This is a genomic window from Bacillus pumilus (genome assembly GCF_024498355.1).
Classification (GTDB): domain Bacteria; phylum Bacillota; class Bacilli; order Bacillales; family Bacillaceae; genus Bacillus; species Bacillus pumilus_P.
In genome coordinates, this window is sequence record NZ_CP101833.1 from 3,228,279 (window position 1) to 3,240,720 (window position 12,442).

Annotated in this window: 12 protein-coding genes; 3 read left to right on the forward strand and 9 right to left on the reverse strand. The window is 40.3% G+C overall.

Going from position 1 to position 12,442, the window contains the following annotated elements; translation table 11 throughout:
* Positions 1-150 precede the first annotated feature (150 nt).
* Both moaA and fdhD read right to left on the reverse strand, forming a co-directional pair.
* Positions 151-1,158: a GTP 3',8-cyclase MoaA gene (gene moaA, locus NPA43_RS16495; RefSeq protein WP_099726489.1), complete on the reverse strand. Its 1,008-nt coding sequence runs from the start codon at positions 1,156-1,158 to the stop codon at positions 151-153.
* A gap of 10 nt (positions 1,159-1,168) precedes the next feature.
* Positions 1,169-1,957, reverse strand: a complete 789-nt coding sequence (gene fdhD, locus NPA43_RS16500) for a formate dehydrogenase accessory sulfurtransferase FdhD (RefSeq protein ID WP_230030624.1) — start codon at positions 1,955-1,957, stop codon at positions 1,169-1,171.
* A gap of 134 nt (positions 1,958-2,091) precedes the next feature.
* Here fdhD and NPA43_RS16505 point away from each other — a divergent pair, with 134 nt between their 5' ends.
* The gene (locus tag NPA43_RS16505) at positions 2,092-3,357 is read left to right on the forward strand and encodes an L-lactate MFS transporter (protein WP_230030623.1); all 1,266 of its coding nucleotides are present in this window, start codon (positions 2,092-2,094) and stop codon (positions 3,355-3,357) included.
* 82 nt (positions 3,358-3,439) lie between these two features.
* The gene (locus NPA43_RS16510; RefSeq protein WP_256499072.1) at positions 3,440-5,788 is read left to right on the forward strand and encodes an FdhF/YdeP family oxidoreductase; all 2,349 of its coding nucleotides are present in this window, start codon (positions 3,440-3,442) and stop codon (positions 5,786-5,788) included.
* A 52-nt stretch (positions 5,789-5,840) separates the two neighbouring features.
* Here the strand turns inward: NPA43_RS16510 and NPA43_RS16515 are convergent, their stop codons facing one another.
* The 6 genes from NPA43_RS16515 to NPA43_RS16540 all read right to left on the reverse strand — a co-directional run bounded on the left by NPA43_RS16515 (position 5,841) and on the right by NPA43_RS16540 (position 11,337).
* Positions 5,841-6,515, reverse strand: coding sequence for a VWA domain-containing protein (locus NPA43_RS16515; RefSeq protein WP_230030621.1), 675 nt, complete (start codon positions 6,513-6,515; stop codon positions 5,841-5,843).
* An 82-nt stretch (positions 6,516-6,597) separates the two neighbouring features.
* A complete protein-coding gene (locus NPA43_RS16520) occupies positions 6,598-7,296 on the reverse strand; it encodes a VWA domain-containing protein (RefSeq protein WP_256499073.1) in 699 nt (232 codons plus the stop codon).
* 323 nt (positions 7,297-7,619) lie between these two features.
* Positions 7,620-8,645 carry a stage II sporulation protein D gene (spoIID, locus tag NPA43_RS16525; protein ID WP_256499074.1) on the reverse strand — a complete coding sequence of 342 codons (1,026 nt, stop codon included), beginning with the start codon at positions 8,643-8,645 and terminating at the stop codon, positions 7,620-7,622.
* Between the two features lie 258 nt (positions 8,646-8,903).
* Positions 8,904-10,211: a UDP-N-acetylglucosamine 1-carboxyvinyltransferase gene (gene murA, locus NPA43_RS16530; protein ID WP_256499075.1), complete on the reverse strand. Its 1,308-nt coding sequence runs from the start codon at positions 10,209-10,211 to the stop codon at positions 8,904-8,906.
* 32 nt (positions 10,212-10,243) lie between these two features.
* Entirely contained in the window at positions 10,244-10,978 is a 735-nt protein-coding gene (locus NPA43_RS16535) for a YwmB family TATA-box binding protein (RefSeq protein ID WP_230030618.1), read from the reverse strand.
* Positions 10,979-11,106: 128 nt separating this feature from the next.
* A complete protein-coding gene (locus tag NPA43_RS16540) occupies positions 11,107-11,337 on the reverse strand; it encodes a DUF1146 family protein (protein WP_025208130.1) in 231 nt (76 codons plus the stop codon).
* Positions 11,338-11,474: 137 nt separating this feature from the next.
* Here NPA43_RS16540 and NPA43_RS16545 point away from each other — a divergent pair, with 137 nt between their 5' ends.
* The gene (locus tag NPA43_RS16545) at positions 11,475-11,981 is read left to right on the forward strand and encodes a hypothetical protein (RefSeq protein WP_370461108.1); all 507 of its coding nucleotides are present in this window, start codon (positions 11,475-11,477) and stop codon (positions 11,979-11,981) included.
* A gap of 42 nt (positions 11,982-12,023) precedes the next feature.
* Here NPA43_RS16545 and NPA43_RS16550 read toward each other — a convergent pair whose 3' ends face one another.
* Positions 12,024-12,419, reverse strand: a complete 396-nt coding sequence (locus tag NPA43_RS16550; RefSeq protein WP_256499076.1) for a F0F1 ATP synthase subunit epsilon — start codon at positions 12,417-12,419, stop codon at positions 12,024-12,026.
* Positions 12,420-12,442 lie beyond the last annotated feature (23 nt).

The window sequence follows — 12,442 nt, forward strand, 5'->3', positions numbered from 1 at the left end:
ATTTTAAAAAACAGCAGAACCCTCTGCTGTTTTTTTATGATGATTGCGTTTATATGATGAATCAGCCTGTTTTCAAAAAAAGATTTTCAACAGTGATTATGCCATTTCCTCTTCTTTTCAAAAATACATGATCATGATACTTTGTTGTCACTACCCACCGATGTATGACATCTCAACTTTTTTCTGATCTTTCTTTTGCTCTCTCTCGGCTGAATATTGATCATGTCTATTTGACCATAGCTCCTTCAATATTTTCGTTATATCTTCATCATTTTCTGTCGTACGAATGATCCGTTTCAGATCAAAACCCGAAGATGCAAAGAGACATGTGAACAATTCACCGCGTGCAGATAGCCTTGCTCTATTACATGATCCACAAAAAGCATCTGAGACAGAAGAAATAATGCCAATCTCTCCTGAACCATCTTCGTAAAAAAAGCGATTGGCTACTTCACCCGCATATCGAGGGGGTTCTGGTTTGATAGGATATTTTGAATCAATCAGATCAATTATCTCTTTTTTCGTCATCACATGCTCTAGATTCCATTTATTTGTATTGCCGACATCCATAAATTCGATAAATCTCAGAATGTGTCCTTCTTTTTTAAAATAGTCTGCCATTGGTAAGATATCCTGATCATTCACACCTTTTTGGACAACCATATTGATCTTAATAGCAAGTCCAGCCTTTTTTGCAGCCTTAATTCCATCAAACACTTTTTGGATGGAAATATGCCTTCCATTCATTTGCTTAAAACGTTCGGGATTTAATGAATCCAAACTAATAGTAACTCTCTGAAGACCTGCTTTCTTTAACTTATCAGCATATAAAGGTAAAAGCGTTCCATTGGTTGTCATAGCGATGTCTTCGATTCCTGGGATTTTTGCGAGCTTTTCTATTAAGATGGACAAATCTTTACGCATTAAAGGTTCACCGCCCGTGATGCGTAATTTCACCACACCTAAGTCCTTTGCAAAAAGGGTAGCAAGTCGTTCAATTTCTTCGAAACTAAGCAGCTCTTCTTTATTCAAAAAAGGAAAATCTGGTCCAAAGATTTCAGCAGGCATACAGTACGTACATCTAAAGTTACAGCGATCGGTTACCGAGATTCTTAAATCGCGCAATGATCGATGTCTTTTATCCAAAATACTGACCATACTTTGCCTCCTATTCTGTAATACGCTGGTGATGAGTATAGATATTAAAAGATCCTCCTCTGACGAATCCAACTGTCGTGATATTTAATTCTTCTGCCATTTTAAGCGCTAGCTCTGTAGGTGCTGATTTTGATATCACAATAGATACTCCTAGTTTCGCTGCCTTCAACAGAACTTCCGACGATATCCGGCCGCTAAACACAAGGATTTTATCTCTAAGTGGGATTCGGTGAAGTAAACAATATCCATAGATTTTATCCAAAGCATTATGTCTTCCTATATCAGTTCTAGTGATGAATAGCTTCTCTGTGTCACACAGTCCAGCATTATGCACACCACCAGTATGTCGAAATAATTGGCTTTCGTCTTGTAAACACTTCATTAAGTGCATACAGGTTTCAGCAGAAATGTTAATTTGATCAATGGCTGTTTTTGCAGTCTTCACATCTTGGAGAAAATAAAAGTGTCTCCCTTTCCCACAGCAAGAACCAATCACTCGTTTTGTAAAGTCTGATGAATGAAAACGACTTGAGTGGATTAAATCAACATATGCAAAGCCCATACTTTCATCTATTGTAAACCTTTTAATCTCATTTTCAAATCGAATGACTCCTTCTGAAGCTAAAAAGCCGATAACCAATTCTTTCAAATGCTCTGGTGAACAAACGAGTGTCACAAACTCTTCTCCATTCACCATCACAGTTAAAGGAAATTCTTCTACAACTTCATCTGTTTTGCAGGTAAATTTTCCTTCACGATATTGGTGTATGACTCGTTTCGTTTTAACAGAAGGATTCATTGTATGATCTTCCTTTCAACACAAATTTAGTTATATGAACCAATCAAATTGTGATATTATTTTAAAAAGTCATAAAAATGTAACATATTTCTATCTTATCAAACTTTTTGATTGCTTTATATGGGGGGAACACAATGAACAAATCAAAAAATCGTTGGCTCATTGCGACAAGTGCTGTGGGAATCCATTTATCTATTGGGTCTGTTTATGCATGGAGTGTTTTTACGAATCCTTTACATCAAACCTTTCAGTGGTCATTAACAGAAATAAGCCTCACCTTCAGCATTGCTATTTTATTTTTAGGTTTATCTGCTGCTTTCATGGGACATTTCGTTGAAAAGTATGGCCCAAGGGCATCGGGGCTCTTCTCAGCTATTTTCTTTGGCATTGGAATGACTGGGTCAGGGTTCGCTGTCCACATGTCTTCACTGCCTCTCCTCTATTTATTTTATGGTGTACTTGCTGGAATAGGATTAGGTGTAGGCTATATTGCACCTGTATCAACATTAGTCAAATGGTTTCCGGATCGAAGAGGACTTGCAACCGGTTTAGCCATTATGGGTTTTGGATTTGCTTCACTTATCTGCAGCCCAATTATTCAATTTCTCATTGAAAAAGTTGATATCGCAAATACCTTTTATATTCTTGGACTCTCCTATTTTACGATCATGGTGATCTCATCTCTTTATTTATCACCACCAACGCCAGATGACATCAAACAATTTGACGTGTTGAAAACAAGTCAAAGAAAATTCCCTCAAGATTTATCACAGCTCACAGCAAATGAAGCGATCAAAACACGGCGTTTTTATTATTTGTGGCTCATGCTCTTTATTAATATCACGTGCGGAATTGCCATTATTTCAGTAGCGTCGCCTCTTGCTCAAGAAAGTGTTGGATTCACTGCAGGCGCTGCAGCTACTCTTGTTGGTGTTTTAGGTGCTTTTAATGGGCTAGGACGAATTGGCTGGGCATCCTTCTCTGATTATATCGGAAGGCCAAATACGTATACGATTTTCTTTAGTATACAGCTCATCGCTTTTCCCTTACTTCCCTACTTAAAAGAACCACTTATCTTTTCAATCGTGATGGCGATCATTTATACGTGCTATGGAGGGGGGTTTGCCTCAATTCCAGCCTATATTGGAGATTTGTTTGGTACGAAACAACTTGGTGCAATACACGGTTATATTCTGACCGCTTGGGCCGCTGCTGGTTTAGCAGGACCTTTATTTTCATCCTTTATTCGAGATATAACAGGCAATTACACACAAAGTCTCATGGTGTTCTCTGGCTTATTTTTCATTGCTTTTATCCTATCTCTTCTCATTCGGAAGGATATTCAACAGCTTAGAGAATCAAACCTTACTGCTACTTCTTCTGTCACAGCCCGTCCTTAATTTGAATTTGACAGAATCACAATCTACAGGTAATTTTTAGATATGAAAACGCTTTACAAAGTAATAGGAGGGTGATGATATCATGGGGAAAACAAAACACAAGGGGCCTGTTAAACTCAACAAAAAACCCTCACCAAAGCTATGGGCCTCTTTTGCTCCTATGGGGCTTGGAAAAGTGAAACCTAAGCACATTCGGGATACGATGAAGGTGGCTTGGGAAAACAAAGATAACCTCCCTTACGCGTACCGTATTTTAACGCAGGGCGTTTGTGACGGCTGCGCCCTTGGTGTATCAGGTTTATACGATCAGACACTTGCAGGACCCCATATATGCACAACAAGGCTAAATGTGCTTCGCCTTAACACAATGCCAGCTATTGACCCAAAATGGTTCGAAGATATTCATCAGCTAAAAAAAATGGATAGTACCTCTCTGCGTAAGCTTGGGCGTATTCCTTATCCACTGATCCGAAAAAAAGGGCAAAATGCCTTTACACGTATTTCTTGGGATGATGCATTAGATCAAATCGCTGCTAAAATCAAATCAATTGACAAACGACAGCTCGCTTTCTACTTAACAGCCAGAGGAATTACAAATGAAGTTTATTATACCGCTGCGAAGGCTGCACGATTTATAGGAACAAATCATATCGATAATGCTTCCCGCATTTGCCATTCACCGAGCAAAACCGCTCTTAAACGTTCCCTTGGCATAGGTGCTTCTAGCTGTAATTACAGTGATTGGATCGGAACGGATGTATTGGTTTTTTGGGGATCAGTCGCAGCAAACAATCAGCCTGTTTCCACTAAATATATGTACGCTGCTAAAAAGAAAGGAACTAAAATTATTGTCATTAATCCGTATAAAGAGCCTGCGATGGAAAAGTACTGGGTTCCCTCTATTCCAGAAAGTGCTTTATTCGGAACAAAAATAGCTGATGATTTTTACCAAGTCAATATAGGCGGCGATATTGCGTTTATGAACGGCGTCATCAAACATTGGTTTGATATGGAGCAGCATGCTCCTCACTCCGCTCTTGACCATGAATTTATTCAAGCCCATACAACTGGCATAAAGGATTTAAAGCAACATGTCGAACAGTTGAAGTGGGAGGACCTAGAAGCATCGTCAGGCTTGTCAAAAGAAAGAATGAAGGAATTCGCAGTCCTCCTTGCCAATGCCAATTCTGGCGTTTTTATTTGGAGTATGGGTCTTACCCAGCATCGATTTGCAACAGATAATATATCGCAAGTCGCAAACCTTGCCATGTTACGTGGATTTATTGGCAGAAAACATTGTGGCGTCATGCCGATTCGCGGACATAGTGGTGTCCAGGGTTCAGGCGAAATGGGCGCCGATCCATTTGTTTTGCCAGGCAGTGATTTTGATGAAGAGAATATTGAAAGAATTGAGAAGATATGGGGATTTGACATTCCGAAATGGCATGGTGATACCATCGGTCAATCGTTTGAAAAGATGGCTCTCCCAAAAGAACACCCGCAAAAACTCAGCATGCTGTTTACTAGCGGTGGAAACTTTTTAGAAACGATGCCAAATCCAGAAGCGATCGAAAAAGCATTATCTGGGCTCGAACTCCGTGTCCATCAAGATATCATTTTGAATACCTCTACACTGGTAGAGGCAGAAGAGACGGTGATTGTTCTGCCTGCTATGACAAGGTATGAACAGCCAGGCGGCGGTACGTCAACCAGTACGGAACGCATGGTATATTTCAGTCCGGAAATTGAAGGACCTCGTATTGAAGAAGCCAGAGCAGAATGGGACATTTATATTGATCTTGCGAAAAGGGTCCGACCAGAGGATGCCGAGCTGATTCATTTTGAACATGCTGAAGACATTCGCCGCGAGATTGCCATCGCAAATCGAAACTATGATGGCATACAGCATTTGCGTCATAAAGGAGACGTTTTCCAATGGGGAGGCGCATGGCTTTGCGAAGATGGTGCATGTCCAACACCGGACGGCAAGGGACACCTTCTTCCTGCCCAGCTGCCTCAATACCGGAAAACTGAGGGGCATTTCAATATTACGACAAGACGAGGTAAACAATTTAACTCTATGATCTACAGTGAAAAGGATGCCTTTAATGGCGGAAAGCGTCATTCTATCTTGATGAATGAAGAAGATGCAAAAGAGCTTTACGTCCAAGAAGGTGATCCAGTTGTTCTTTTTAATCAATATGGGTCCTATCAAGGAGCTGCTCAATTCGGGGAATTGAAGCGGGGAAATATCGCTGTTTATTGGCCTGAAGGGAACGTTTTAATTCCTAAAGGTGTTTATGAGAGCTATTCACAGATTCCAGAATATAATACGACTGCGATATTAGAAAAAGCCGAAACCTTTCATGCAAGAAAAGATCAGCACTACGTGGAGAAACGAATTGATGAATTAGAAACGACTTTAAATTGATCTCCAACTAAAAAACAGCTGGGGGGTGTTTTCCCCAGCTGCCATTCACATCCTACTGACCAAAAGTGCTCGCTTCTTGTTGAAGAATCTGTTTCAATTCTTCTGCATTTGCTGCCGGTTGATATTGTCCACCACCAGCTTTTGCAACAGATTTTAGACTTTTTGCTTCTTTTTCATTCACATCGAAGCCAATGATATTGACGATTGTATCAATACCGTCTTCATGTAATTCCTTTGCTGCTTGAGAAGGGCTTCCACCACACGTTTCTTCACCATCGCTGACAACATATACGATATTTTTCCCTTCAGCCTGGTGATCTTCAAAATCTTGTTTCGTATCAGTTAATGCTTTTGCTAGTGGTGTCCAGCCTGTTGGACCATACACATTCAGCGCTTGCTGAAATGTTGTTTGCTCATATGTTCCAAATCCATAAACGGCTTCAGAACTTGCACATGAAACGGCTTTTCCTGCATTTTTATTGGTCCCTTCATGACCAAATACACGAAGCAGGACTTGCGTATCTTCTGATAAAATACTTGCGAAGCTTTGAATAGAACGTTTTGCGATATCGATTTTCTTTTCTCCCTCAACCGATTGTGCCATGCTGCCGCTTAAATCGAGTAATATGACCACATGAGCAGGCTCCTGTTTTGTCACAGCATGAGCTGGTGAAGAAAGAAGCAAGACAAGACTAGCTAAAATGGTTAATACAATATTTTTTTTCATCAATGAAAACCTCCCTTTTTACATTTGTACAGAAAAAGAGAAACGAAAGCATAAATCAATCGTTTCCCTTTTGTTCAACAAGTTATTCGTGTAGTTTTAATGATTCTGCCGTTAAGATAGAACCCATTTCTTTACCAGTACTTGCTTGGTAGTAGTGACCTTTACCAGCTTTGGCTACTTGCTTTAATTGGCCTTCATAGCCATCGTTAAAGTCTAATCCGATGACATTGACAACAGTAGATCCTTTTGATTGATGCAATTCTTTTGCTACCTTCACAGGATCTCCGCCACAAGTTTCTTCACCATCAGTAATTAAATACACAATATGTTTTGTTCCCTCATGAAGCTGCTTATCCGTTTGCTTTGCACTTTCAAGGGCACGTGCAATCGGTGTCCAGCCGTTTGGTCCAAGTCCGTTTAAAGAGTTTTCAAAGCTTTGCTTTTCGTAAGGCTGTACGCCGTAAACTCCTCTAATGACTTCACATGATTGAGCTTTACCTGAATTTTTGTTGTTTCCTTCAGAACCAAACAAGCTCATACGAATTTTAGCGTCTTTCGGAAGTGACTGGGCAAATTTAAATACCTCTTGTTTTGCGAGATCAAATTTGCGCTCTCCATCTACTTTTCTTGCCATGCTTCCACTTGCATCAAGTAAAATTGTGACTCTTACATCATTCTTATGTTTTTTGGCTGCTGTTGCTTCTGCAAACACTGGTGAAGAGATTGACATGGATAATGTCAATACAGCTAAGGCTACGAGTGTAAATACTTTTTTCAACATACTTTTCATTCCTCCTTATGTATTTAATTGAAACATCTTAATCGTAAATTATTCTTTCTTGGAATGGTATAGGACTCGATCCCTTTTTCTCTTTCATCGAAATCACTAAAATTCTGTCAGATGTCTAGATATTTTCACCTAACGCATCATTTATCCCTTCGTTTTCTCTGTCTTTCGAGGGACTTTGTATCGGCCATCGGTTCTTGTCAGGACATAAATGTTTAAGATTTCCTGACCTGCATCTTAAGTCGCAATTTGACACATTCTGTTCAAACCTCTTTGAACAAACAAAAAGATGCCCCGTTTCTGAGGCACCTTTTCTTTTATTTTTTAGCCATATACGTGTTGAGAAAACGATCAGCTGATTCAATTTGAATCCCTTTATAATAATGTTTCACAATGGCTTCTACTTTTTTGCCTGACTGCGCCATATAATGCGCACCATATTGGCTCATCCCTACACCATGGCCGTATCCTTTTGTCGTGATCACAATTTGCTGGCCCTTTCTTTCCCATGTAAAATCTGCAGAGTGAAGTCCCAGTGATTCTCGAATGTCTCTGCCTGTCAGTGTTTTACCGTTTATCACGGCTTTTGCTACTTGGTTTCCTGGTGTCCGCTCTACAATCTCTCCTACCTGAGCCTGCTGACTGAGGGTCACACCTAGTTTTTGCTGAAATTCACTAACCGTGATGGTCTTCGTGTTTTGAAATTTTGGTGATTTTTCGTCCCATTTACTTGAGACACTTTTCAAATAAGGGATTTCATTTTTCCAATAGGCTTCTGCATTTTCAGTTTTCCCATTACTTGTAGAAAAGAAAGAAGCATCAATTGGTTTTTCGTCATAGGTCAGCACTTTCCCTTGTGTGCTGGCGACAGCTTCTGTGACCTTTTTTAATTTCCAGTTGTACGCTTTCCCCCAAATTTTCTTGAGTTCCTGCTTATTTTTGTAGACTTGGAACATTTGTGTGTCATCTACAAGAGAGCCCTTTGGTGATTTGACGGCCTTATCGATGATCATTTGTCTGACGATATACGTTCTAGCAGCGAGTGCCTGTGCCTTGAGCGCCTCCATTTCAAAATCAGCTGGCATTTCAGAAGCTACGACACCGATCACATACTCTTCTAGGGGAATGTTTTCTACCTGCTGATGAGTTGAACGATAGACGGGAATGGAGACGGGCGATTGCTTCAATTTGACTGAACCTTTCACTTCTTTTTTAACTGATGGTTCTGCTGCTACGTGTTGGCTAGCCGCGGGTTTCCCTTGGAATGTCGGCAACACGAGTAAGGTTGGAATCATTAAAATGATGATGCATATTCCTGCGATTGTCCATATCATTGGTTTCATATTTGGCTGCCCCCATTTGTCATTGAATCTCTTTTATCCTATGGGCAAGGACAAGCTAATATGACAGCTTCTTTCATTCATTGGACAAGACTTTCGATCATGCCAACATGCTCTTCACCAATTGATTTTACTGTTCGTCTTTATGAATAAAATTTAAAACGATTGGATACACTAATGATAAGCTTTTGAAAATGAAGCATTCTATGATTCTAAAAAAAAAATCAGTATGCCCCAATGGACACACTGATTTCTTTATCATTACGCGTTCAGATCTGACACAATTTGTTCTTGTGTAACATCAGCTGATTCATCTTTTACTCTTTCAATATCTGCACCGATTGCTGCAAGTTTTTGGTGGAAGTTCACATATCCACGGTCAATATGCTTCAATTCAGTGACACGTGTATGACCTTCTGCCACTAATCCAGCAAGTACAAGTGCTGCTCCTGCTCTTAAGTCAGTCGCTGAAACTTCAGCACCTTGAAGTTGAACCGGCCCATTGATAATCACAGAGCGACCCTCAATTTTAATATCGCCATTCATGCGGCGGAATTCTTCAGCATGCATAAAACGGTTTTCAAACACAGTTTCTGTGATCATGCTTGTTCCGTTCGCACGAAGCAATAGCGCCATCATCTGAGACTGCATATCCGTTGGGAACCCAGGATGCGGCATTGTTTTTAGATCGATTGGCTTGAGCTCAGATGGTCCAATCACTCTTAAACCTTCTTCTTCTTCAATGATCTGAATACCCATTTCTTCCATTTTTGCAACAAGTGATGTCATGTGCTCTGGCACTGCGCCTTTTACAAGAACATTTCCTTCTGTAATGGCTGCTGCCACCATGAAAGTACCCGCTTCAATTCTGTCAGGGATGATGTTGTGTTTTGCACCGTGAAGTGTTGCCACACCTTCGATTTTGATTGTACCAGTACCAGCCCCGCGAACCTTACCGCCCATGGCATTGATGTAGTTTGCCAAATCAACAATTTCAGGTTCTTTTGCTACGTTTTCTAAAATCGTTGTTCCTTCAGCTAGTGCTGCTGCCATGATGATGTTTTCAGTTGCACCCACACTTGGGAAATCCAAATAGATTTTTGCACCTTTTAAACGGCCTTCTACTTCAGCCTCGATGAAACCATTGCCTACTTGAATTTTAGCTCCCATTGCTTCGAAGCCTTTTAAATGCTGATCAATTGGTCTTGAACCAATCGCACAGCCTCCAGGTAATGCGACTCTTGCATGACCTGTTCTTGCTAAAAGTGGTCCCATGACGAGCACAGATGCTCGCATTTTACGCACATACTCAAACGGAGCCTCAGTTTCTAGTGCATGAGATGCATCTACTGATACTTCGTTATTTTCAAAATGTACTTCTGCTCCTAAATGACGTAACACTTCATTGATTGTATATACATCGGAGAGCGTAGGTACATCACAAATTACGCTTTTTTCTGTACTTGCTAACAAAGATGCAGCGATAACTGGTAAAACGGCATTTTTTGCGCCTTCTACTTTAACTGTGCCGTTTAACTTTTGACCGCCGCGGACGATGATTTTTTCCAAGGTCTTCCCCTCCGCGTCCCAAATTCTCTATATTAATATTCAGTCGTTACGATTGGTGTGCCAACCGTAATCGTATGATTTTCGTTCATTTCCGAACTTCTGATGGCAATTTGAACATTCATTTTATCATTTGAAGTCATAATGAACTGTTCCCACTTATCTGTGTAAGCGGAAAGCGACACAAAATTAGACTCAACGAGATACTCAACTGGTTTTGCTTGAAATTCTTTTGCTAACATTTCAGCTTTTTTTTGCAAAACAACATCCATCATACCATTTACATGACCATCGAGACAAGTAAAAATCACAAATTTTTCTTGTAATATGCTTTTTGCATGACGTACGAACTGATCATATGTATGCTCCCAGGTATTCAGTGGGCGAGCACCTTTTTGCTCATATAATAAATACGACTTTTGGTTTGATTTTGTGTCGGTCTTCACGAGTAAAATTTTCGATAAGGTATCATTTTTTTCATCTTTGTACATTCCTGTGACTTTGGTGACATGTTTCTCTTTTTTTTCGGTCCACTCATACTGTCGTAGTTCGTCTTTCAAACGTTTCACTTTTTTTGAAAATTGTTCGGATGAAATGTCTACATTTTTTTTGGCATGAAGGGTCCAGCCATCGACTTCGATTTGCTGGTTTTTCAGACCTTCTGCTATTTGAGCGAGTGGGGAAGATTCTTCCGCACGAACACCTTGAATCATCAGAACAAAAAAAAGAATAAACGCAAATAATGGCCAGCCTTTCAAATAATTTCTCACTTGTCATTCCCCCTTGCTACCAGTGTTGCCGCAAGGGGTTAAATGCATACGTGGAAAAGTCAACAAAGGCCATGCTTTTGACACTTCTTTTTACGTTCCCGCAGAAGGCTTTAACCAAACCTTTTATGTTAGAACATATAAGGAATTTGTCTGGAGAAATTTAAATAATCAAGGAAGAAATTGCTGACCGCAGATGCGATAGCAATGGTGATGAGCATCATCAGCAATCTTGCCTGAATGATTTTCCCTTTTTTAATCAGTGGATCAATATTTACGGCAAGCAATGCCCACCACGTAATGGCAATAAAAAATAGGTGGATCACAATACTCACAATTGCTTGTTGTCCTACGTCTTCCATACAGCTGAATCCTCCTTTTATTTATTTCTGTAAAGGAAAACTCCCTTTCATTATATCCTCGAAAATCGGAAAGATGAATCATTTGGAAAAAAGAGCTACATTTAGTGTGAATCCCCTCTTATACTGTTGCCTAGGAGATGATATACTGCGTGTGGAAGGAGCTGATCAGTTTGAAAGATTCTTTTCCTGACTTTGTTGATTTGTACGGAGAATTGGTTCCCTCATTTGATCATGAATGGGAGGCCATTGCTTTCTACTTTGATTATAGACAGACACAGCTAGAAGAATTAGCACAATTGTGTCATTTTCATAACATTTCTTTGGATTACTCAGAGGAAAGCCTGTATCAGTTAGAATCTTTATACTTTGATGCGTTTACCCAGCAGCTTTTTGCTGAGTGGAAAATGCCCATTGATGCATTAGAAGCAATGATGAGTGTGTATATAGGAGAGGTTGTCCTCCGTCATCATTCAGATGCTGACTGGGTGGTGCGGCCTTATATGGACTCTCCGCATCAATATACGCTTGGTTTGCGCCGGCACAATAAAACGTGGCATAGTACGCAGTTTTGCGAGCACTTATATCTTGAAAAACAGGATTCTCACCCTTATGTGTCGATGTACCAATCCCTCATGTCATTCTAAAAAAAATCCTTCTTATCATTGTGATAAGAAGGATTTTCTGTTTTATTTCCCTGCTGCATTTAAACGGTTTAACGCCCGTTTTAATGCGAGTTCCGCCCGGCGTACATCACTTTCATTCGGGTGGTTCAAATGCTCTTCAGCACGCTGTTTCGCTGATTTCGCACGATCTACATCAACTTTGTCTGATGTTTCAGCGGCCTGAGCAAGAATGGTTACTTTTTCAGGGCGAACTTCAACAAATCCGCCACTTACTGCAACCAATTCAGTTGATCCACTATGTTTTAAGCGAACTGCACCGATTTTTAGCGGAGCAACCATTGGAACGTGGCCAGCTAAAATACCAAGCTCACCGCTTTCTGCTCTGACACTGACCATTTCCACATCCGCTTCATACACTGGGCCGTCGGGAGTAACGATATTGACTTGAACGGTCTTCATGCTTTTACCCTCCTAAGGACCAG

Bases quoted from the DNA above. Each gene is read 5' to 3' on its own strand.
- moaA (WP_099726489.1), bottom strand. From the start codon at position 1,158: ATGGTCAGTATTTTGGATAAAAGACATCGATCATTGCGCGATTTAAGA.
- fdhD (WP_230030624.1), bottom strand. From the start codon at position 1,957: ATGAATCCTTCTGTTAAAACGAAACGAGTCATACACCAATATCGTGAA.
- NPA43_RS16505 (WP_230030623.1), top strand. From the start codon at position 2,092: ATGAACAAATCAAAAAATCGTTGGCTCATTGCGACAAGTGCTGTGGGA.
- NPA43_RS16510 (WP_256499072.1), top strand. From the start codon at position 3,440: ATGGGGAAAACAAAACACAAGGGGCCTGTTAAACTCAACAAAAAACCC.
- NPA43_RS16515 (WP_230030621.1), bottom strand. From the start codon at position 6,515: ATGAAAAAAAATATTGTATTAACCATTTTAGCTAGTCTTGTCTTGCTT.
- NPA43_RS16520 (WP_256499073.1), bottom strand. From the start codon at position 7,296: ATGTTGAAAAAAGTATTTACACTCGTAGCCTTAGCTGTATTGACATTA.
- spoIID (WP_256499074.1), bottom strand. From the start codon at position 8,645: ATGAAACCAATGATATGGACAATCGCAGGAATATGCATCATCATTTTA.
- NPA43_RS16540 (WP_025208130.1), bottom strand. From the start codon at position 11,337: ATGGAAGACGTAGGACAACAAGCAATTGTGAGTATTGTGATCCACCTA.
- NPA43_RS16545 (WP_370461108.1), top strand. From the start codon at position 11,475: ATGATATACTGCGTGTGGAAGGAGCTGATCAGTTTGAAAGATTCTTTT.
- NPA43_RS16550 (WP_256499076.1), bottom strand. From the start codon at position 12,419: ATGAAGACCGTTCAAGTCAATATCGTTACTCCCGACGGCCCAGTGTAT.